The organism is Caballeronia sp. Sq4a (assembly GCF_023170545.1).
Taxonomy (GTDB): Bacteria; Pseudomonadota; Gammaproteobacteria; order Burkholderiales; family Burkholderiaceae; genus Caballeronia.
Genome location: NZ_CP084250.1, coordinates 1,644,064 through 1,665,526, shown reverse-complemented (window position 1 = coordinate 1,665,526; position 21,463 = coordinate 1,644,064). Strand labels below are relative to the sequence as shown.

21 protein-coding genes and 2 tRNA genes are annotated in these 21,463 nt (G+C 63.1%); 11 read left to right on the top strand and 12 right to left on the bottom strand.

Features of this window, described 5'->3' with window-relative positions:
• Positions 1-68: 68 nt before the first annotated feature.
• Complete coding sequence (locus tag LDZ24_RS07905) at positions 69-485, top strand: transposase (RefSeq protein ID WP_248319983.1); 417 nt, start codon at positions 69-71, stop codon at positions 483-485.
• Positions 486-560: 75 nt separating this feature from the next.
• Here LDZ24_RS07905 and LDZ24_RS07900 read toward each other — a convergent pair whose 3' ends face one another.
• The 4 genes from LDZ24_RS07900 to LDZ24_RS07885 form a co-directional block, all read right to left on the bottom strand.
• Positions 561-1,010, bottom strand: coding sequence for a DUF2147 domain-containing protein (locus LDZ24_RS07900; protein WP_248319982.1), 450 nt, complete (start codon positions 1,008-1,010; stop codon positions 561-563).
• A gap of 107 nt (positions 1,011-1,117) precedes the next feature.
• Positions 1,118-1,906: a 5'/3'-nucleotidase SurE gene (gene surE / locus LDZ24_RS07895; protein ID WP_248319981.1), complete on the bottom strand. Its 789-nt coding sequence runs from the start codon at positions 1,904-1,906 to the stop codon at positions 1,118-1,120.
• A 70-nt stretch (positions 1,907-1,976) separates the two neighbouring features.
• Positions 1,977-2,216: a hypothetical protein gene (locus LDZ24_RS07890; protein ID WP_175940487.1), complete on the bottom strand. Its 240-nt coding sequence runs from the start codon at positions 2,214-2,216 to the stop codon at positions 1,977-1,979.
• A 170-nt stretch (positions 2,217-2,386) separates the two neighbouring features.
• Entirely contained in the window at positions 2,387-3,268 is an 882-nt protein-coding gene (locus LDZ24_RS07885; RefSeq protein ID WP_248319980.1) for a DUF1571 domain-containing protein, read from the bottom strand.
• A gap of 520 nt (positions 3,269-3,788) precedes the next feature.
• On the opposite strand from LDZ24_RS07885, the gene LDZ24_RS07880 reads away from it, so the two are divergent.
• Complete coding sequence (locus tag LDZ24_RS07880) at positions 3,789-4,199, top strand: hypothetical protein (protein ID WP_248319979.1); 411 nt, start codon at positions 3,789-3,791, stop codon at positions 4,197-4,199.
• 119 nt (positions 4,200-4,318) lie between these two features.
• On the opposite strand, the gene LDZ24_RS07875 is transcribed toward LDZ24_RS07880, so the two are convergent.
• The 3 genes from LDZ24_RS07875 to LDZ24_RS07865 form a co-directional block, all read right to left on the bottom strand.
• Positions 4,319-5,539: an MFS transporter gene (locus tag LDZ24_RS07875; protein WP_248319978.1), complete on the bottom strand. Its 1,221-nt coding sequence runs from the start codon at positions 5,537-5,539 to the stop codon at positions 4,319-4,321.
• Positions 5,540-5,829: 290 nt separating this feature from the next.
• Positions 5,830-5,916: transfer RNA gene (locus LDZ24_RS07870), tRNA-Leu, on the bottom strand.
• Between the two features lie 135 nt (positions 5,917-6,051).
• Positions 6,052-6,138: transfer RNA gene (locus LDZ24_RS07865), tRNA-Leu, on the bottom strand.
• 255 nt (positions 6,139-6,393) lie between these two features.
• On the opposite strand from LDZ24_RS07865, the gene rnr reads away from it, so the two are divergent.
• The 5 genes from rnr (at position 6,394) to rpiA (ending at position 11,723) form a co-directional block, all read left to right on the top strand.
• Positions 6,394-8,862, top strand: a complete 2,469-nt coding sequence (rnr, locus tag LDZ24_RS07860) for a ribonuclease R (protein ID WP_248319977.1) — start codon at positions 6,394-6,396, stop codon at positions 8,860-8,862.
• Between the two features lie 96 nt (positions 8,863-8,958).
• Positions 8,959-9,702, top strand: coding sequence for a 23S rRNA (guanosine(2251)-2'-O)-methyltransferase RlmB (gene rlmB / locus LDZ24_RS07855; protein ID WP_175940483.1), 744 nt, complete (start codon positions 8,959-8,961; stop codon positions 9,700-9,702).
• A gap of 10 nt (positions 9,703-9,712) precedes the next feature.
• On the top strand, positions 9,713-10,537 hold the full coding sequence (locus LDZ24_RS07850; RefSeq protein WP_248319976.1) for an N-acetylmuramoyl-L-alanine amidase: 825 nt from the start codon (positions 9,713-9,715) through the stop codon (positions 10,535-10,537).
• Positions 10,538-10,561: 24 nt separating this feature from the next.
• Positions 10,562-10,957, top strand: a complete 396-nt coding sequence (locus LDZ24_RS07845) for a SirB2 family protein (protein ID WP_248319975.1) — start codon at positions 10,562-10,564, stop codon at positions 10,955-10,957.
• 79 nt (positions 10,958-11,036) lie between these two features.
• Positions 11,037-11,723, top strand: coding sequence for a ribose-5-phosphate isomerase RpiA (gene rpiA, locus LDZ24_RS07840; RefSeq protein WP_248319974.1), 687 nt, complete (start codon positions 11,037-11,039; stop codon positions 11,721-11,723).
• A gap of 77 nt (positions 11,724-11,800) precedes the next feature.
• Here rpiA and LDZ24_RS07835 read toward each other — a convergent pair whose 3' ends face one another.
• The 4 genes from LDZ24_RS07835 to LDZ24_RS07820 all read right to left on the bottom strand — a co-directional run bounded on the left by LDZ24_RS07835 (position 11,801) and on the right by LDZ24_RS07820 (position 16,162).
• A complete protein-coding gene (locus LDZ24_RS07835) occupies positions 11,801-13,201 on the bottom strand; it encodes an undecaprenyl-phosphate glucose phosphotransferase (RefSeq protein ID WP_248322304.1) in 1,401 nt (466 codons plus the stop codon).
• A 28-nt stretch (positions 13,202-13,229) separates the two neighbouring features.
• Positions 13,230-13,976 carry a Crp/Fnr family transcriptional regulator gene (locus LDZ24_RS07830; protein WP_159836384.1) on the bottom strand — a complete coding sequence of 249 codons (747 nt, stop codon included), beginning with the start codon at positions 13,974-13,976 and terminating at the stop codon, positions 13,230-13,232.
• Positions 13,977-14,940: 964 nt separating this feature from the next.
• Positions 14,941-15,927: a DUF1839 family protein gene (locus LDZ24_RS07825; RefSeq protein WP_248319973.1), complete on the bottom strand. Its 987-nt coding sequence runs from the start codon at positions 15,925-15,927 to the stop codon at positions 14,941-14,943.
• Between the two features lie 82 nt (positions 15,928-16,009).
• Positions 16,010-16,162: a hypothetical protein gene (locus LDZ24_RS07820; RefSeq protein WP_248319972.1), complete on the bottom strand. Its 153-nt coding sequence runs from the start codon at positions 16,160-16,162 to the stop codon at positions 16,010-16,012.
• A gap of 272 nt (positions 16,163-16,434) precedes the next feature.
• Between LDZ24_RS07820 and LDZ24_RS07815 the strand changes: the two genes are divergently transcribed.
• The 4 genes from LDZ24_RS07815 (at position 16,435) to LDZ24_RS07800 (ending at position 20,678) form a co-directional block, all read left to right on the top strand.
• Complete coding sequence (locus tag LDZ24_RS07815; protein ID WP_248319971.1) at positions 16,435-16,968, top strand: GNAT family N-acetyltransferase; 534 nt, start codon at positions 16,435-16,437, stop codon at positions 16,966-16,968.
• A 128-nt stretch (positions 16,969-17,096) separates the two neighbouring features.
• Complete coding sequence (locus LDZ24_RS07810; protein ID WP_248319970.1) at positions 17,097-18,245, top strand: glycosyltransferase family 4 protein; 1,149 nt, start codon at positions 17,097-17,099, stop codon at positions 18,243-18,245.
• A 549-nt stretch (positions 18,246-18,794) separates the two neighbouring features.
• Positions 18,795-19,556: a FadR/GntR family transcriptional regulator gene (locus LDZ24_RS07805; RefSeq protein ID WP_244846556.1), complete on the top strand. Its 762-nt coding sequence runs from the start codon at positions 18,795-18,797 to the stop codon at positions 19,554-19,556.
• Positions 19,557-19,706: 150 nt separating this feature from the next.
• Complete coding sequence (locus tag LDZ24_RS07800) at positions 19,707-20,678, top strand: Gfo/Idh/MocA family protein (protein ID WP_248319969.1); 972 nt, start codon at positions 19,707-19,709, stop codon at positions 20,676-20,678.
• Between the two features lie 14 nt (positions 20,679-20,692).
• Here LDZ24_RS07800 and LDZ24_RS07795 read toward each other — a convergent pair whose 3' ends face one another.
• A complete protein-coding gene (locus tag LDZ24_RS07795) occupies positions 20,693-21,352 on the bottom strand; it encodes an amino acid ABC transporter permease (RefSeq protein WP_175940475.1) in 660 nt (219 codons plus the stop codon).
• Positions 21,353-21,463 lie beyond the last annotated feature (111 nt).

The window sequence follows — 21,463 nt, the reverse complement described above, 5'->3', positions numbered from 1 at the left end:
ATTTGCCGGTTGAAGGGCACTCGGTATCGTTCTGGCCAGTTAATCAGCAGCTAATTGGAGAGAATGCCGTGAAACCCTACCGCGATATGTCCGACGAAGAATGGCAGATGGTCGCGCCGCTGCTTCCGGAATTGCGTCCGCGCTCGGAGTTGCGCGGCCGTCCTCTGGCCAACACGCGCGCTGTGCTCAACGGCGTGCTTTGGGTGATGTATAGCGGCGCGTCGTGGTCCACGCTGCCGCGCAAATACCCGTCGTATCAGACGTGCCATCGGCGCTTCAAGGCGTGGCATGAATCGGGCGTGTTGCTGCGCGTGATGACGCAGCTCTTCGGCCCGGCCGGTGAATCGCTGTACGGGCTCATGACGTCCCGCATGCGCGTGCCGGCCGAATTGCCGGTTGCGACACCAGAAGCCTTGGAGCCGATGCGCGCCATTGCGGCGGCGCGCTCGCCGCAGGACGACGAGGCGGTTCGTCACGCTGCCTGACCTGCACGCTGAACAAATAAATACGGGCGGAAGACACGCAGTCTTCCGCCCTTATTTTTTGCGAACCGAGAAGCACTACTGCTGCCGCACCCACGTTTGCGAGCGCCCGAGCAGCGACACGCCGATATAACCACGCACCACGAGCTTCTGACCGCCGTCTTCCAGCTTCATCTTACACTTGTACAGCTTGCCGTTTTCCGGGTCCAGAATCTGGCCGCCTTCCCACGTATCGCCGTTCTGCTTCATGCCCGTGATGATGGTCATGCCTTTCACCAGTTGATCCTTCCGGTCGTCGGTGCACGCGGTGCAGCGCCGGTCCGGATGATCGAATTCGCCGATGCCGCGCACCACCTTGCCGGAGAGCTGTCCGCTACCGTCGTCGACGATCTGGATGATCGCCTTCGGCTTGCCGGTGGCGTCATCGATAGTTTCCCAGGTACCCGCGGGCGACGATGCTTGCGCGTACGCGCCCGCCGCCGACACGGCGATAAGCGCGCCAGCCGCGATGCGGACCAAGTGCTTCATAGTGCCTCCTTGTTTTTATGATCGTGGCGCCCGAGCCGTTGCCGGGCGCGTTGCCGACGCAGCATACGAGAAACCGTCGGTCGCGTCTGGGAGGAAAAGCTCTAGGCTCACGCGCCGCCGCGCAGACCGGCTTCGAGTACGTCGAACGTGCGCGAATCGGTGCGATCGAAATGCAGCGGCGTCACCGAGATGCGCTTGCTCGCGACCACGGCGGTTTCGCTGTCGGGCGCGTTCTCGCGCTGACCGCGCTCGAATCTCAGCCAGAAGTAGTCGATGCCGCGCGGATCGGTCTCATCGACCACGTCGATGCCTTCCACGAGCCCGACGCCCTGTCGCGTCACGGTGAGGGGACCCGCCGCGGACGCATCGCAGTCCGGGAAGTTGACGTTGAGACACGTCGGCGCGTCGTGCGAGATGGCGAGCAACTGACGGATCACGCCGGGCGCGAGCGCGCGCGCCGTATCCCAGCGCACGCTTTCACGGTCGGAGAACGTCTGACTGAGCGCAATCGAAGGCAGGCCGAGCAGAAGGCCCGTCATCGCCGCGCCGACGGTGCCCGAGAACATCGTCTCGACGCCGAGGTTCGCGCCGCGATTGATGCCCGACAACACGAGCGTCGGCGGCGCGTCTTTCATGAGATGCCGCGCGGCCATCACGACGCAATCGCCGGGCGTGCCCTGAACGCCGAAGCGCCGCTCGCCCTGACGCGAGATACGCAGCGGCGAATGCAGGCTGATGGAGTGCGAAGTACCGCTCTGATCGTGCTCGGGCGCGACGACCCAGACTTCGTGCGCGAGCTCAGCGGCGACGGCTTCGAGCACGGCCAGGCCGGGCGCGTCGATGCCGTCGTCGTTGGTCAGCAGCACACGTTGAACGATGGGTTCCATGGCGGGCATCGCGAATCACTCCTCGGTCGGTTAGAAAGGTCGACCGATTATTACAGAGATCGCGACGGAAGAAGGGCGCTTACCTGACGCCCAAGCCGCGCAGCACGGCGTTGCCGTCTTCGGTGAGGCGCACCTTGGGACCGTCCGCGCCGGGCGAGACGATTTCCACGTAGCCATATTCCTGCAGCGAGGTGACATCGGGCGGCGCGGCCATCGCGTCGATCGGCGCGTGCATCAGCAGGAGCAGCGTGGCGATCTCGTGATGACTCAAGAGCCGTTTGATGGCTCGCACTGGAGCCGAAGCAGAGCGGAGGTTCATGCGCGAACTCCTTGTTTTACATGACGATTCGCGCCGCGGACAGAGCGGCGTCGTGGATGTCGATGATGAAGTGGGGCAAGCGTATCGGCCGAAACTTAGGCGAGACTTAAGCGCTGCGCATCGGCACGGATGCGCGTGTTACAGCGCATGTCATGCAGTCAGCGCGCGCTTCAGAAGCGGTAGTCAGGGTTGCGTGGATCGAACGTCAGGCCGTCAAATGCCTTCGGCTCGATGTGCTCGAAGACGACGCTTTCGAACACTCTGCCTTCGTTGTCGAAGGATTCGACCGCGCGAATGAGCGGCGCTTCGAGATCGAGGTCGATCACTTCGCGCTTCGCATAGAAGTCGGGCTGCCCGGCCGGCGCGACATACGTCAATGCGACGACGCGCACGCCATTGACGGTCGCCACCGCGATATCCGACGGCTGCGTGATGTCGGCGTCGGCGAACTTCCTGCCTTCGTCGATGAAACGCTGCATCACGGCATCGATGCCGAGTTCGCGGATCGAATGGTTCGATTGCGCGCGGGCGAGCGGTCCGTTCAGCGATGTCCACATCGATACGACACCGAGCAAGCCGCCGGCATGGCCGTAGAGCTCGCCCGGGCGCTTGGACTCGTCGTAGATGACTTCCTGGCCCGCATGGGCGCCATCGGGCAGCCATCTGGCGTAGATACGCAGCGGTTCGCGCGTGACGCGCACGAGCATGTGGTCGGGCCGCTTCGGCCATTTTCCGCCGATGCGCTCGCGTCGAAGGATCGTGAATTCGCACGACGCATAGCGGACCAAGCCGTCGCGCAGGTAGCGCGGCAGCGTCGCGGGATCGAGCGCGCGGAAGAGGGCGACGAGTTCGTCGTCGCTCAGGCGCGCGAGCGTGCCGTCGGCGGCGGCGCGTGCGAGCCATTGGGCTTGTTGGTCGGCAGTCTGGGTGGCGATTTCGTTGACCGCCGGCTGCGGAGTCGCTCGGGCGGGGGCCGGGCTAGCGGTAATCGCCGCTGATAGCGCGCACGCGAGCGTCGCGTAGAGGAGGCGACGGACGTGCGCTTGCGTCATGACTTGTCTTCCCGTTTGACGGTGCTGGAGTGGTCAGGTGTAAACGGGGAATCGCGAGCATTCTTCCGTTGAGCCAGTGCAAGCTGTTCTTGAGAGGGCTTGACAGCTTTGCGATGACAGTTGTCGGGGGGTGCCGGCGCATCGAATACTCAATACACGACGCAGAAGTCAACGTCCATTAACACCGGTTCCCTACCGTTTCCAGGTTGCTGACCCGTTGTTCGTTCGACGCCGTGAATCGGAGCAGCGACGCCGACCATCCGAATTCGGAAATATCGTATGGATAAATATATCGCGGCTAAGATAGAAAGGAGGGGCCGGTCAACATCGCGAGTTTCGCGCAAAGACTGGCACTCACGTACCACAAGGAGGTTTCTAGCAGTAAGGACGGGCCGCTGCAGTTAAGTCGCGCCAAGACCAACCGCAGCTAAATTGCAAACTGACAGACGTAAAACTAGCCACTCCTGAACCAGTCGCAATTTCCTACCGGCCACTTTAGTAGGCGACAGGAGATTAACTGATGTTTGGGCAAAATGTTGTATTGCTCAGGATAAACCTAAACCTGAGCTTCGAAGAACTACGCTCCGATGAGGAAATTCTATTCGATTCGACGCTTTTCACATTCTTAGATACCAGCGGGAAGCTCTCGTATCGAAAGAAGGAAGTCAGTCCGCGTGAACGCGCCGATCTTGAGCGCGCGATCCGCTCTAGCAAAGGCTCGGCGGTCAAAAATCCGAACGGCCGCATTCGTCCGTTCATCAGGTTTCAAGTACTGGTCATGATTCATTTTGGAGCTTCCGCAAGGAGCCTAGCAAAGCAGTTTAATATCTCGGAGACGACAGTTCGAACACTTGGTAAAAAATTGAGGATGACTGTAGGAAAGAACTGCGATAGAGTCCCGATTGACGTTTTCCGCGTCCTGTCGCGTTAGTTTCTCTCTGACGACCTAGCGAGCGCGCCGTGCCCTCGCGCGCTCGGTAGGTCAATCATGTTTTTGTGAGCCGACAGCGTCGCCTCGTTCACAGGAGGCTATGCATTCTTGGATAAGCCCTATCCCGTCGCCCCCACTTCCTCCGCCGACCGGGTCATATCGATCCCCCTGCGCTCCCGGCTAAAGAAAATCAACGCCGCAATGACCACCGCAACCGTACCCGCGACGATCGCCATCGCCATGCCGTAGTTGTTTCCATGCGAAGTGGCAATCGACGCCTGCATCGTCGCATTGATTGCCGCCAGCAAATTGCCGAGTTGATACACGAGCCCAGGAAAAGTGGCGCGAATCTCATCGGGCGATATCTCGTTCAAATGCACCGGAATCACGCCCCAGGCGCCTTGCACTGAAATCTGCATCAGAAACGCGCCGATCGCCAGCGCAACGGGAGTCACCGAAAACGCCCACAGATAAAGCACCGGCAACGCAATCAGTGCAGCGATGAAAATGGTCACGCGCCGCCCGATTCGCTCCGACAACGACCCGAAAAACAATCCGCCGACGATCGCGCCGATATTCAGCACGATGGTAATGATGGACACCGTATGCGGATCGAAGTGATGCTGTTCGCGCAGAAACGTCGGATAAAGATCCTGTGTTCCGTGCGAGAAGAAATTGAATGCGGTCATCAGAACGATCGCATAGAGGGAAAGCGTCCAGTTCTGTTTGAGCGTCGCGAGCAGGCCGGGACGCTTGCGCTTTTCCATCGCTCGCCATGCGGGAGATTCGGGCACATGCGCGCGAACGTAAAGCACGAGCAGCGCAGGCGCCACGCCGACGAAAAACATGCCGCGCCAGCCGACGAACTGATACAGCACGCCGAATACGATCGACGCGAGCAGATAACCGCTCGGATAACCGGCTTGCAGTAAGCCGGAAACGAAACCGCGCGCCTTGGGCGGCACGGTTTCCATCGTCAGCGCAGAGCCGACGCCCCATTCACCGCCCATCGCGATGCCGAAAAGCGAGCGCAAGATGAGCAGCGTCGTCAGGTTGGGCGAGAGACCGGATAGCAATTCAAGCAACGAATAACACGCGATATTGACCATCAGCGTCGGACGGCGGCCGAACTTGTCCGCGAGCCGGCCGAATATCAGCGCGCCGATAGGGCGCATCGCGAGCGTGAGCGTAATGGCAAACGCGACTTCGGGAATCTTCGTGTTGAATTCCGCGGCAATGTCCTTCAGGACGAAAACCATCAGGAAAAAATCGAATGCGTCCAGCGTCCAGCCGAGATAAGCGGCAATCGTTACGTTTCTTTGTTCTCGCGTCCAACTCATCGCCTCGGTCTCCGAATCAGTGTTGATCAGCTTGATATGCAATGCGGTTGCACGCGGCGGTCATGCGGCCACGCGGGCAGGACGAGTGTACGCCGCCGTTCAAGAGCGTGCTGATCGTTACTGATGCAGAAAAGACGATAACGCGGCCGATCCATTCATTTCGCTTTAATCCGAGTCATACGTCGAATAAAGATGAAAGCAAAGCGAAGCCGCTTATAAGCAGAAAAATCGCGCGCAGAAAACAAAAAGCCCCACGTGCATGCGTGGGGCTCTTCGTGAGAAAGGGACCTTGGTGCCCAGGAGAGGACTCGAACCTCCACGGTGTTGCCACCGCTAGGACCTGAACCTAGTGCGTCTACCAATTCCGCCACCTGGGCCAAGGGGTACAGCGAGCCCGCTATTTTAGCGGGAAGCCGAGCCGTGTCAACTGCGCTTCACGACCGGCAGGAGCCGAAAAGCACGGTCTCCGCATAAAAAGAAAACGCCACCCGAAGGTGGCGTTTCCTGACATCTGGTGCCCAAGAGAGGACTCGAACCTCCACGGTGTTGCCACCGCTAGGACCTGAACCTAGTGCGTCTACCAATTCCGCCACCTGGGCAAGGGTGCGTTGCTGCGTATTTCTTTGTCTGCGTCAGCAGCAAAGAACGCCATTATAGCGACTCGCGAGCCGCTGTCAAGCGTTTCATCGCCGGTCGCGGCGGGGCCAGCGTTTGCTGCACTGGCAACGAGCAAGCGCCGGCCGGGCGGTTAGTGCGCACAATAGCCAGTGTTAGAATGATTTCAACGATTGCCGCTCGACTAACGGCAAAACACGGCGAAAGTCCAGTCCAACGAGAAGAACTCTATTAAGCCCTTGAGCAAATATCCGTATCCGATTCCCAGCCGCGAAGAGATTCTCGGCGTGCTGCGCACGAGCGAAACGCCTCACTCCGCGAACGACATCGCCGAGGCCCTGTCGATCAAGCGCCAGGAGCGCGAAGGATTTTTCAAGCGACTGGCGGCCATGGAACGCGACGGGCAAATTCGGCTCGACAAGCGCGGCCATTATCAGCTCACGCATCCGTCGAACTTCGTCGCGGGGCGCGTGCAGGGTCATCGCGACGGCTTCGGTTTCCTGATCCGCGATGACGGCCAGGACGATCTCTTCCTGCCCAACGGCGAAATGCAGAAGGTCATGCACAACGACCGCGTGCTCGCGCGCATCGTCGGCTATGACCGGCGCGGGCGGCCCGAAGGCCATATCGTCGAAGTTACCGACCGCGCGAACAAGCGCATCATCGGGCGGCTCGTGAATGAAAACGGCGCGCTGATTCTCGTGCCGGAAGACAAGCGCATCGGCCACGACATTCTCATCACGCAGAACCCGAAGAAGGCGAAAGTCGGGCAGGTCGTGTCCGTCGATCTGACGGACTTTCCGAGCCGCCATTCGCAGCCGCTCGGGCGCGTGGTGGAAGTGATCGGCGATATCGACGATCCCGGCATGGAGATCGAGATCGCGGTGCGCAAGTACGGCGTGCCGCATCAGTTCAGCGATGCCGCGCTCGCCGCCGCCGCGAAGCTGCCCGACGAAGTGCGGCCGGTGGACATCCGGCATCGCGTCGATCTGCGCGACGTGCCGCTCGTCACGATCGACGGCGAAGACGCCCGCGACTTCGACGACGCGGTGTATTGCGAGCCCGTCGCCGTCGGCCGGGGACAAGGCTTCCGCCTGCTCGTGGCGATCGCCGATGTGTCGCATTACGTGCGTCCGAACGAGCCGCTCGACGTCGACGCGCTGGACCGCAGCACGTCGGTATACTTCCCGCGGCGCGTGATCCCGATGCTGCCCGAGAAGCTCTCGAACGGGCTGTGCTCGCTGAATCCGGACGTCGACCGCTGCGTGCTCGTGTGCGACATGGTCATCACCGCGCGCGGCGAGATCAAGGCGTACCAGTTCTATCCGGGCGTGATGCACTCGGCCGCGCGGCTCACCTACACCGAAGTCGCGGCGGTGCTCGCCAACACCAAGGGCCCGGAAGCCGCGCGGCGCGCGGAACTGGTGCCGCAGTTGCAGAACCTTTACGGCGTCTTCAAGGCGCTGCACGCGGCACGGCAGAAACGCGGCGCGATCGACTTCGACACGACGGAGACGTATATCGTCGTGAACTCGCAGGGCAAGATCGAGCAGATTCTGCCGCGTCATCGCAACGACGCGCATCGGCTGATCGAAGAGTGCATGCTTGCGGCCAACGTCTGCGCGGCGGACTTTTTGAAGCGCAACAAGCATCCGGGCCTGTACCGCGTGCACGCGGGGCCGACCAAGGAAAAGCTCGAAAACCTGCGGCAGTTTCTGCGCGGCGTCGGCCTGACGCTGACGGGCGGCGACAAGCCGCACGCGAGCGACTACGCGGCGCTGATCGCGCAAATCCGCGACCGGCCGGATGCGCAGATGCTTCAGTCGATGGTCCTGCGCTCGATGCAGCAGGCGGTCTACAGCCCGGACAACATCGGTCACTTCGGGCTCGCGTATGAGGCGTACGCGCATTTCACGAGCCCGATTCGCCGTTACCCCGACCTGCTCACGCATCGCGCCATTTACGCGATTCTGCAGGGCAAGAAATACGTGCCGGATATCGGCCACGACGTTTCGCTGAGCACGGGCTTGACGAAAGCCGCGCGCGAAATGCAACTGGCCGACGACAGCGCGCGCAGCCGGTCGCGCAACAGCGTCGCGGTGTGGGAAGAACTCGGCCTGCATTGCTCGTCGAACGAGCGTCGCGCCGACGAAGCGTCACGCGACGTCGAAGCCTGGCTCAAGTGCTATTTCATGCGCGACAAGCTCGGCGAGGAATACGGCGGCATGGTGAACGGCGTGACGTCGTTCGGCATCTTCGTGCAGCTGGATTCGCTCTTTATCGAAGGGCTCGTGCATGTGACCGAACTCGGCTCGGACTACTTCCAGTACGACGAGATCAAGAACGAGCTGCGCGGCGAGCGCACCGGCATCCGCTACCGGATGACTGACCGCGTGCGCGTGCAGGTGGGCCGCGTGGATCTCGATGCGCGCAAGATCGACTTCCGTCTGGTGCGCGATACGCCGGTGAAGCCGTCGCCGCGTTCGTCGTCGGGCACGGCCGATCACGGCGCCTCGGGCGCCAATGGCGCAACGGGTCCGCGCATCCGTCCGCTGAACGACGACGCGCCGGGCACGCGTCAGCGCGGCGGCACGAAGAAGGGCGCGTCGCCGGCGGCGCGTGGCGGCGCGGCGAAGAAACGCGGAGGGACGTCCAACTCGGCGTCGAAGTCGTCGGCGCAGGGGCGGCCGGCGCGCAAGAAACGCTAGCCGGCGCTCATCGCGTCAACGAATACGCGCGGTCCGGTGCGCTTTGCGCCGGGCCGCGTCGTGCTTTTCATGGTTATCACGAAGGTCGAATCAGTCATGTCACGTCTCAAAGTTCTTTACGGTTTCCACGCGGTGACGGCGCGCGTGCGGGCGGATGCCTCGTCTATCGAGGAAGTGTTGTACGACCCCACGCGCAAGGACCGGCGCATGCAGGACTTTCTGCGTGCCGCGAAGGACGCGGGCGTGCGCCTGATCGCCGCTGACGAAGGGCGTTTGTGGGGCCTCGCGGGCAATATCCAGCATCAGGGCGTCGTGGCCCGCGCGCACGACTTGCCGCTCGCGCAGAACCTCGCCGAACTGCTCGATGGCATTTCGGGAACGCCGTTGCTGCTCGTGCTCGATGGCGTCACCGATCCGCATAATCTCGGCGCATGCCTGCGCGTTGCGGACGCGGCGGGCGCGCATGCGGTCATCGCGCCGCGCGATCGTTCGGCGGGCCTCAACGCGACCGCCGCGAAAGTGGCGAGCGGCGCGGCCGAAAGCGTGCCGTACATCACGGTGACGAATCTGGCGCGCGCCCTGCGCGAACTGAAGGACGCCGGCGTCTGGGTCATCGGCACGGCGGGCGAAGCGACGGCGAGCGTCTACGAGACGAAGCTCGACGGCCCGGTGGCGATCGTCGTGGGCGCGGAAGGCGAGGGCATGCGCCGCCTCACCCGCGAGACGTGCGACGAGATCATGCATATTCCGATGGCGGGCGCCGTGGAGAGCCTCAATGTGTCGGTGGCGAGCGGGGTGTGCCTGTTCGAGGCCGTGCGCCAGAGGATGGTGAAGAAGTAAGGTGTTTCGCATGCTTCGCCTCGTCTGTCTAGCGCTCGCCTGCGCTCTCGTTACCGCCTGCACCCCCACCATGCAAAACCGCGGCACCTACATCGCCGACACGCAACACCACGCGAAGAACGCCGATTCGCGCGTGCGTTTCCTCGTCATGCACTACACGGAAATCGACGAAGCGCGTTCGCTCGCCGTCCTCACGGGCGATGAGGTCAGCGTCCACTACGTCGTGCCGGACGCGCCGCGCATCGAGAACGGCGAGCCGGTCGTCTATCAACTCGTGCCCGAAGAGAAGCGCGCGTGGCATGCCGGCCAGAGCTACTGGCAGGGCGCGACGGAGCTGAACGCGTCGTCGATCGGCATCGAGAACGTGAATCTCGGACCGATCGATACCCCCGCCGGCCGCACCTGGCAGCCGTATCCGCCCGCGCAGGTCCATGCGCTCGTGAAGCTCTCGCGCGATATCGTCGAGCGTTACGGCATTCCGCCGACGCGCGTGGTGGGCCATAGCGACATCGCTCCGCAGCGCAAGATCGATCCCGGTCCGCTCTTTCCGTGGCGCGCGCTGTACGAGGCGGGCATCGGCGCATGGCCCGACGATGCCGCCGTCGCCGCGCATCTCGCCGGCCGCGATCCCAAAGCGCCGTGCGACGTGCGCGCGTTGCAGGAAAAGCTGAAGCGCTACGGCTACGACGTCGCCACCGACGGCATGCTCGACGAGAAAACGCGCCGCGTCTTCGGCGCGTTCCAGATGCACTTCCGGCCGTCGGACTACGCAGGCGACGCCGATGCGCAAACAGACGCCATCGCGCAAGCCTTGCTGGACAAATACTTCCCCTGACCGTTGCGTTAGACAAAAGAAGAAATGGGCGACTACTTCCTGCCGCTGCGCGCGCTCCACATGACGTGCGCCGGCCTGAGCATCGCGGGCTTCGTCCTGCGCTGGATCTGGATGCTGACGGACTCGCGCTTACTCACCGCGCGTGCGAGCAAGATGGTGCCGCATATCGTCGATACGCTCCTGCTCGCGAGCGCGATTGCGCTCGTCGCGATCATCGGATTCGGGCCGAACGCGGCGTGGCTGGGCGCGAAGATCGCGGGCCTCGTCGTCTACATCGTGCTCGGCACCTTCGCCCTCAAGCGCGGCCGGACGAAGGGCGCACGCGCCGTGTTCGGGGTGCTGGCGATCATCGTGTTCGCGTTTATCGCGTCGGTCGCGCGCACGCACGATCCGCTCGGCTTCCTGCACAGCATCCTCTGACCGCATGCTCAAAAAGCGCGGGAAGGCGGCGCGCGCTCCGATAAAATCGCGTTTTACCCTCACGCGCAGCACCATTTCCATGACTCAGGACGAACTCAAGCAGCGCGTCGGCCAGGCCGCGGCCGACTACGTGAACGCGCACGTGCCCGAAGGCTCGATCATCGGCGTCGGCACCGGATCGACGGCCAATTGCTTCATCGACGCGCTGGCCGCCTCGAAGGGGCGTTATCGCGGTGCGGTATCGAGTTCGCTCGCGACGACCGCGCGCCTCGAATCGCACGGCTTCAAGGTGTTCGACCTGAACGACGTGGACACGCTGCCGGTCTATGTCGACGGCGCCGACGAGATCGACGCGAGCGGCGCGATGATCAAGGGCGGCGGCGGGGCGCTCACGCGCGAGAAGATCGTGGCGTCGGTGGCGGAGGTGTTCGTGTGTATCGCGGATGCGAGCAAGCGCGTCGACGTGATGGGCACGTTCCCGCTGCCCATCGAAGTCGTGCCGATGGCGCGCACCGCGATCGGCCGCAAGGTCACCGCGCTCGGCGGCGTGCCGATCGTGCGCGTGACGCAGGACGGCATGCCGTTCATTACCGACAACGGCAACGAGATCATCGACGTGAAGGGCCTCTCCATCACGGACCCGCGCGGACTCGAAGCGCAGATCAACGCGTGGCCGGGCGTGGTAACGGTGGGTCTTTTCGCGGCGCGCGGAGCGGACCTGTGCCTGCTCGGCACGGAGCAGGGCGTCGAGCGCATCGACTACTGAAGCGCCTCGCCACAAGCACAACGGGCCCGGCAACGCGAGTCGCCGGGCCCGTTTTCGTTGAATGCAGCGCTCAGCGCTTAGTACGCGTTTCGTCCGATGAAGCCCTTGAACAGCGTCATCGCGACGATCTTGATGTCGAACCAGAACGACCAGTTGTGAATATAGAAGAGGTCGAATTTCACGCGGTTCTGCATCTTCTCGACTTTCTCGGTCGCGCCCCGATAGCCGTTCACCTGCGCCCAGCCGGTAATGCCCGGCTTGATGCGATAGCGGAACATGTAGCCGTAGACGAGATCCTTGTACAGATCGTCGTGTTCGATCGCATGCGGACGCGGCCCGACCACCGACATGTCGCCGAACAGCACGTTGATGAACTGCGGCAGTTCGTCGAGGCTCGTGCGGCGCAGGAACGCGCCGATCTTCGTCACGCGCGGGTCGTTGCGCGTCGCCTGCGTCACGTGTCCCTTGGTCTCGCGGTGCACGGCCATCGAACGGAACTTGTAGATCTTGAACGGCCGTCCGTCCGCGCCCTTGCGGTTCTGCGTGAAGAACACCGGCCCTTCCGATGTCGCCTTGATCGCGATTGCAATCGAAATCATGATCGGTGAGAGCGCGAGCAGCGCGGCCGCGGCAAAGCAGCGGTCGAACAGCAGCTTCGGCCACATCTGCAAAGTGCTGACAGGCGAGGTCGTCAGATTGATGGTCGCGAGCCCCGCGACGTCGGTCATCGAATGATTGAAGAGCGAGATGCTGCGCGTGTCCGGAATCAGCCGCAGATTCACGAAGTCGTGCCGCAGCGCATGCACGAAGCGATAGATCGTGTGTTCCTGCGAAAGCGGCAGCGCGAGCCACACTTCGTTGATGTCCTCGGCGCGCACTTTCTCGACGAGTTCGTCGAAGTCGTTGAGCACCGGCAGGCGCATGGACGCGCCGGGCCGGCTGCCGACGCCGCTCGCATGCAGTTCTTCGTCGCCCGTCGTGTCGAGCAGACAGACGGGCGTGAAGCCTTGCTCGGGCGTGCTCGACAGATGGGCGAGCAGCGTGCGCGCGAAGCCCTGCGCGCCGACGATCGCCACCGTGCGCTGATTGAAGCCGCGGCCGCGCATGATTCGCAGGCTCGCGTACACCGCGCATTTCGCGAGCACGATGAGCGCGCCGGAGATGAGCGTCGAATACGCGAACCAGAGCCGCGACACCGCGTCCATGCGATGCAGCGTGAAGGCGAGCAGAAGCGCCGCGGCGGCCACCGTCATCCAGGCGAGCGTGACGCGCGCCAGCATCATCGGAAGCGGCTTGCCGCGCCAGGCTTCGTACACCCCGAACGTCGGAAACAACAGCAATGCCAGCACGCTATTGAATGCGATCAGGAGCTTCTCGATATCGCTGAATTCAAGCGAGGAAAAGCGCATGGAATGCGCGATCACCCCGCCCGCGATAACGAAGAACACGTCCAGACAGCGCGCCGTCCAGCCGAACATATCGTGACTTTTATTGTGCATCCGCATCTCAGACACTGGAGGCCGAAGCCGTCTCCTGCGCGCGCAGACGCGGCAGCAGTCGGTCGAACTCACGTTTGACGAGGCCGTAGCATTCGCACGCGCGCGCTTCCAGCCCTTCGCGATCCACCACCTTGATGCAGCCGCGGCTATGGTGGATGAGGCCCGCATCGTGCAGCTTGCCGGCCGCTTCGGTCACGCCTTCGCGACGCACGCCGAGCATGTCGGCGATCAGTTGCTGCGTGACTTGCAGTTCGTTCGACGCGGTGCGGTCGATTTCGATCAGGAGCCAACGGCACAGCTGCTTGTTGAGCGAATGATGACGATTACACGCTGCGGTCTGCGCGACTTGCGTGAGCAGGGCCTGCATGTACAGGAGCATCAGGCGGCGCAGAAAGTCCGAACGTCCGAACTGTTCGCGCAATGCCTGCGCGCTCATGCGATACGCGAAGCCCGGGCACTGCACCTGGACACGCGTGGGCATGGTTTCGCCGCCGGTCAGGACCGGCACGCCCGTCATGCCTTCACGGCCGACTGCGGCGATTTCGACCGAGCCGCCGTCTTCCATCGTATGCAGCAAGGAGATGATGGCGGTCGTCGGGAAGTACACGTGATGAATACGTTGGCCCGAATCGCAGAGCAGTTGCTCGGTGCGGAGTTGAACCAGTTCGAGATGCGGAGTCAGAGCTTGCCACTCATGTGCCGGAAGGGCGCCGAGGAGGTGGTTGCCGTGCAGGTCGGACTGAAGGGTCAGCATGTTTGTTCTCTCGTAACTTCGCGCGTTGCGCTTCACTTTTTTCTTTACTGGTGTGATCGTTCTCGGGTCGCGTCTTTCGCGGCTGTGAAAACGTCTCACACCAGCCCCGTTAGCAGCCCGTGCTCGCTTGAGTTGATTTAGTAGATCGCGTCGCTTCGGGTTGCGCGACTCTTTTAGCGAGGACTGTGCCAATGCGGCGAACGTCAATGCTGGTGGGGCCTCACTGCTCGAACCCCTGCTGTGATGCGGCGCAGCGTCGCTATTTTGTTTCAGTCTTGAACATTGCTGGTCTTAGGAATCCCCATACGCCCGGAGGGGTATCGTCAGCGCAAACGGCTCGCGGACGGCGCGAAGCTTCGACGATCACCGTGCGATAAGCCTCAGAGGCCCGCCTCCCACTGCGAGAACCCCTCCTTTTGTAGGGACATTGAAAATTGATTCATCTGTGTTCCATCATGTTCGTGGCCTAACGAACGTGCTGCCGGCGCGAGACCTCTTGCTTCCCGCCAAAGCCTTGCTGCACAAGGCTTTGGCGGAGTGAAGAATGTGTTCCATGGCAATTTCGCAAACTGCTAAACGTTGCGCCTGCTGCACGAAACGGCTCGTCTGTGGGCCATGCCGCGCCCGAATGCGTGAATCGTGCCTGCAAGAGGGCGTGAGTTCGCCCACATAGCGCATGGAAGCGACCGACTTTTCCCTCGAAAACCGCTATTCGCATGTCAAACGTTTGCGAAACCTGCACTGGTCCCGAGGATCGACCCGACATCCGGATGTGCGCGCCGAACGTATGGAACGCGCCATTACGCGGCGCGGAAATGTTTCATCGGGGACAACATGGGTCTTGGCGCACGTCGCATCTCACCATGCGAGTGAAACTCGCATGACGCGACGGAAGATCATCGCGATGTCATACGCATGTGCGTGACGCGCGGCTCGCGCGCGTGGGGGAACGATCAGCGAACGATCAGCAGACGATAGCCGCGAGCGTGGGCACCACGCGCTCATACGCGGCTTCCATGATGTCGAACGAGGCGTCGCAGAGATCCGCTTGCCCGTTTGCCAGCGCCCGTTCGAGCCGGCATTGCAGCGCCTTCGCTTCGCTTGCGATCGCGCGAGCGGCCACGTGGGTCGTCACCGGAATGTCGAAGCCCTGTTCGCGCATCCATTCGAGGTAATGCGCGAGCAACTCGAAGTTGCCGCCGAGCTGACGCATGACGTGAGACGCATAGGGCCGCGCATACGCTTCTCCGCGCTCGAGCATCGTATCGACATGCGCGGGAAACGCGCTGCGCCAGCGCGATATCGGGTTGTGCATGGGACGGCGCAACAGGTGCGCGCACAACAGGTCTGCCGATGCTTCCGCAAGGGCTGTCCCGGCGAGCGATTCGCGCGCGCGTTTGATGAACTCGACATGCGGGAACAGGGCTTGCCCACGCGTTGTGCCCGCTGCACCGGTTGAGGCCGTATCGTGCGCAGCGCTGGTTCCGAGCACGCCGTCGTAGTCGTCGCCGTGAAGCAGGTGATAACCGCTGTGATGAAAGTAACCGAGCCGTCGTGCGTTGGCGTCGATCACGTCGATGGCGATGGTCGTCTTCACATGCTCGCGCCGATAGAAAAGCGCGCGCATGTCGGGCAGAAAGAAGGCATCGACTTCGACGAGAACGGTGTTGCCGCGGCGCGTTTGCACGAGCGCGCGTTCTTCGAGCGAGCCGAACACGGCCAGTTCCTGCACCTGCAGGCCGTACAGCTTTTCGATGTCTTCATCAGGCGGACGGCCGAGCGTGAACTGATCGTCCTCGAAGTCCTGCGTGACCGTGTAGGCCAGCATGGCATGCGGTTCGAGCTGGTTGCCGTGCAAGAACTCGATCCACAGATCGACGGGGTCCGCGCCATCGCGCCAGATGCGTTCAGCACGATGCAGCGCATGCGCGCGATGACGTTTTGCGCGCATGCGCAAGGGATCGAGTGAAACGACGCGTGAACGACTGACGCCGGAACTCGTCATACCGCTGGTATGAAACGCGCTCATGCACTTACCTCGGGCCTGAAAAGCCGGCAACCGATACCGCGTGCGCGCCGAAGCATTCGTTGTTTTTACCTGCGCTTTTATCGCTTTGGTTTTTATCGCTTGCGCTGTGTTTGCTTTTTTCGCTTTCTAAGGCGCCGCGTTCAATGGCGGGTTGCATTGTGATTTTCCCATGAAGGTGCGCAACGACGCGAGTGCTATCGCGACACGCGCACGAGCCTTCCGCGTGTGGCGCGGAACTCGATGACATGTCGCGATGGATCTCGTGAAGGCGTCCTTTTCCCCGAAGACGCCCTCTTGTGTGGTTGACCTTATTTGACGGGGCCGCAAGCCCTGGAGTCGGTGCGCCCCCGCACTGAAAGCTTGTTTCGCGGGACGTAACGTTCAATCGTCGCAACGCCGGTGAGAAACCGGCAGCAAGGAGAACAACCAATGAATTGGAAGACCCTGGATTTCGAACAGCTCACTGCGCGCGAGCTTTATCTGATTCTGCGTGCGCGCAGTGCGGTGTTCGTCGTCGAGCAATCGCATGTGCATCTCGATGCGGACGGCCGCGATGAAACCGGCGTGCACGTCTTCGCAACCGACGACATGACGCGCCCGATGCCGGTGCTCGCTTACGCCCGCATCCACGAAGGCGATATGGAAGATCCCGAAGTCGTCGTGGACAAGATCCTGACGAGTCCGCTGCGTCGTGGCGATGGCACCGCGCACGCGCTCATCGAACGCGTGCTCAACGTGTGCGGCGAACGTTGGCCGGGCCGCGCGGTGCGGCTCACGGCGCCCGTGAGTCTGCGCGCGTTCTACGAAGCGTTCGGCTTTCGCAAGACCGAAGGACCGTTCCTCGAACACGGCATGCCGTATATCGGTCTGACAAGAAAAGGCCGCACGACGCGCGAAACGAGCGCCAGCAAGTCGCAGCAAGCGGGCGCCAACGCGTTCGCCAATACGTACGAACTGCTCTGAAGCCCGACGCGCGCCGCTTGTCTTCGGCGCGCGCGTGTTCGCGGTACCTGTAGCTCTTCTTCAAAACGATAACGAACCGCGCGGCCGGCGTCTCCACGTATGCCGGCACGCGCGCAACCGGCACCCACATGCGAATAGTCCATCTCGCCAACCACGCGCAGATCATCGGCAACGGCACCGTCAACATGATGGTCGATCTCGCATGCATGGAGGCGCGCATGGGACACGACGTGGTCGTCGCTTCGTCGGGCGGCGGTTTCGAGCCGCTGTTGCGGCGTCATGGCATCACGCACATTCCGTTGCAGCAGTCGCGACAGCCCTGGCGCGTGCCATCGATGATCGCGGGCTTCAATCGTCTCATCGATCGCTTCGATCCCGACATCGTTCACGCGCACATGATGACGGGCGCGCTCATCTCGCGTTTCGGCAGCATGCGACGCCGCTTCGCGCTCGTGACCACCGTGCATCACGAACTGCAGAAGAGCGCGTCGCTCGTGCGCGCGGGCGATCGCATGGTCGCCGTGAGCGATGCCGTCGCGCGCACGCTGGAGGAGCGCGGCATCGGGCGCGAGCGCGTATCGGTCGTGCTCAACGGCGCGGTCGGCGCGCCGCGCCTCACGTGCCGTCCTGCAGCGCGTCCGGTCCACATGAAGCGGCCGAGCGTCGTCTGCGTCGCGGGGATGTATCGGCGAAAGGGCATCGCGGATCTCTTGAAAGCCTTCGCGATCGTGCGCGAACAAACGGCGCATCAGCGCGACTTCATCGCGGAGCCGCACCTGTATCTGATCGGCGATGGCCCCGAACGCGAGTCGATGGAAGCGCTCGCCGCCGAACTCGGCCTGCAATCGGCTGTTCATTTCACGGGCTTCGTGACGGACCCGCGCCCTTATCTCGCGAACGCCGATGTCTTTGCGCTCCTGTCGCATCAGGACCCGTGTCCGCTCGTGATCGCCGAGGCGCGCGAAGCGGGCTGCGCCATTCTCGCGACGCGCGTGGGCGGCATCCCCGAATTGCTCGATGGCGGCGCGGGCGTGCTAGTGCCACCCGGCGATCCGGCGCAGGCCGCCGTGAAGCTGCGCTGGCTGCTGCTCGATTCGCAAGCCCGCGGGCAGTATGCGTCGCGCGCGCGGGAAGACATTCAGCGGCTTTCAGTCGAAAGAGTCGGCAGCGAATACGTGGCCATCTATCAGCAGACGCTTGCCGAGCGCGAGTCGCTGCAACGCCGCGATCAGCGCATGCACGCGAGGCGTCCGCGCGCCTCCGACGGCGCCATGTAAGCACCCCCATACGCCGCGCAAATCGATGCGACGGCGTTTCGAAGCGGCATTCTCATGAACTAAGCACTGCATGAGAATTTCGGTAATCGCGTCATACAATAGCCGCCCCCGCGCGAGCGAGCGTTCGCGTTCGCACAGAAAGCCTACGAGATGCTTGCTCAAATGAGTGCATGAACGGCTGACGTTTTCTGGCCGAAAAAACACACAAAAAACGCCGCGCTGCGACGCCGTCATTCATCAGTTTCCCTGAGGAATGACGGCGCCCGCGCGGCGCGAGCACAGGAAATTGGGCGTACGAATACCGCAGCGAATGCGGCATACGCGTGCGCAACGACTAGGAACGGCGGCAAGCGTAGGCGCCTTGGCGCGGCGATCAGAGGGAATACCCTGTCAGGAAATTCCGCACTGGTTTTCGACGCGACGAAGACGCAACGTGTAGTGCGACGAATGGATGTTCGGAAATTCGTCGCCTTGGCCGCCACGGGACGCGTGAGAGCGACGCGCACAGACACACATGGGCTACGGACAGGCGGATAGGGGAGAAGCGTGATGGATGAAAACAAAGAGCGGTCGCTGGTGGCGAAGGTCATGGACGGGCTCGTCTCGGGGATCGTCGAGCAGAAATACGGCGCGATACTGCCGCCGCAAGACATCCTTTCGAAAGAGTTCGACGTGAGCCGCACCGTCATGCGCGAAGCGCTCTCGATGCTGCTCGCCCGTCACATGCTGGACGTGCGGCCGAAAACCGGCACGCGCATCCGGCCGATGAGCGACTGGCGTCTCATCGACGAAGACGTGGTGTCGTGGCGTTTTCGCGCGAAGCCGGATCAGACTTTCTTGCGGGATGTAATCGAATTCCGCATGCTGATCGAGCCGCGCGCCGCCGCGCTCGCCGCTGCGCGCGCGACGCCCGACGAGATCGCCGGCATCCGCGACGCGTTCGATACGCTTTCGCGCCTTCAGGTCGGCGAGCCCGAGTATCAGGCCGCGGACGAAGTGCTGCATACGCGCATCGTCGCGGCGAGCGGCAACCAGTTCTTCCGGCAGATGACGGCCATCGTGCGCGGCGCGCTCGTGACGGTGAATCCCATCGTGGACGGCATCGAGTCCGTGCGCGAGGCGACGCTCGCGGCGCAGCGCAGCGTCGTCGAGGCGATCGAGGCGAAAGACCCGGCAGCTGCCGAACGCGCGACGCGCTCGCTCGTCGATCTCGCGGCGGAGGAAGTGGGCCGCGCCTTCTCGCTCGAACGCATGAGTCAGCCGAGCCAGCCGGTGTCGCCGCCGGACGTGAACGCGTCGGCCGGAGCCTGAGCGGGTTCGAGCGCGCTGGCGCTGTCGGCGCGAAGGCGCGAAGCAATCGCATCGTCCGATGAAAGCCGGGCCTCGTGCCCGGCTTTGTCGTTTTCGCGCGGCGCGATCAGGCACAATCCCCGCACGTTCATATATCCGGAGGCAACCTGCATGGAATCGATACGCTGGGGCATCGTCGGCGCGGGGCGCATCGCGCGACGCTTTGCCGAGAGCCTGCAACCCGTCGAGGGCGCGACGCTCGCGGGCGTGTCTTCGCGGCGGTCCGAGTCGGCGCGCGCGCTCGCCGAGCCGTTCGGCGCGGCCGCATTCGATGACTTCGATACCTTGCTCGCGAACATCGACGCGCTCTACGTCGCGACGATGCAGGACAGCCATCCGCACTATGCGCTGCGCGCGTTCGCCGCGGGCAAGCCCGTGTTATGCGAGAAGCCCGCCGCCGTGAACGCGCGCACCTTGCAGCAGATGATCGACGCGGCTCGCGGCGCGAAGGTCCTCTTCATGGAGGCGATGAAGCCGCCGTTCTACCCGCTGTATCGGCGCTTGCGCGAGCATCTGCAGGCCGATCCGATCGGCCACATCGGCCTCGTGCGCGCGGGCTGCTCGATGGCGGACGTGCCGGCCGATCATCCGTCGTTTTCGCTGGACGCGGGCGGCGGCGCGTTGCTCGATATCGGCATCTACGAAGCGTTTCTCGCCGTCGACTGGCTCGGCGAGGCGCTCGACGTGCAGACGATCGGTCGCGTCGGCGCAACGGGCGTCGATGTCTTCGCGAGTCTCAACGTGCGGCACGAGCGCGGCATCGCGCAGCTTTTCTGCGGAATGGACCTGCAAGGACGCGGCGACGCGCTCATCGGCGGCACGAAAGGCACCGTGGTGATTCACGAGAACTGGTGGAACCCGTCTCGCGCGACCATCGCCTATACGGACGGCCGCAAGGTGGAACTCGACGAGCCGTTTTCAGGCGGCGGCCTCAACTACGAGACCGCGCACTTCTGCGAGCTGCTGCGCGCGGGTGTAACCGAAAGTCCGGTGATGCCGCATGTCATGTCCATGCGGATGATGGCGATCATGGATGCCGCGCGGCGCGATCTGGGCGTGCGCTTTCCGTTCGAGGAAGACTGAACGAGGCGCGCGCGTTAGTGCCGGCCGGGCAGCGCGAGCCGCCGCTCGAACACGCGCTGCACGACTTCCAGCACGCTGCACAGCAGCCAGTAGACGAAGGCTGCCGCCAGATAGAGCGGCAGCGGCTGATAGGTCGCCGCGATCACTTCCTGCGCGCTACGCAAAAGCTCGGTCACCGTGATGACGGAAACGAGCGACGTGTCCTTGATGAGACTGATGAGGCTGTTCGAAAGACTCGGCACCGCGATGCGCAGCGCCTGCGGCCCGATCACGTAGCGCAGCGTCTGCGTGCGCGACAGGCCGAGACTGTACGCCGCGAGCCATTGCCCGCTGTGAATGCCGAGAATCGCGCCGCGCATGCTTTCCGAAAGATACGCCGCCACGTTCGCCGATAGCGCGATGACGCCCGCGGGCGTCGGTTCGAGCGAGATGCCGAGGCTCGGCAAGCCGTAATAGATCACGAAGATCTGCACGAGGAGCGGCGTGCCGCGCATCACGCTGACGTAGACGCGGCCGATGCCGACGAGCGCGCGGTTGCGGCTGATGCCCATCAGCGCCAGCACCGTGGCCGCGATGAGGCCGAAGAACATCGAGTACAGCGCGAACTTGATCGTCAGCAGCGCGCCTTGCGCCAGCACCGGCGCCGATTGAACCAGCAGGGAAGTGGTCGACATGAACGGGAAAACGTAAGCGGAAAGCGCGCGGATCGAAACGAAAAGCCGGGCGGCGCGCGAAAGCGCACATCATAAACCGGGCGCGGAAAAGAGAAGGGCGGCACCGTGAGA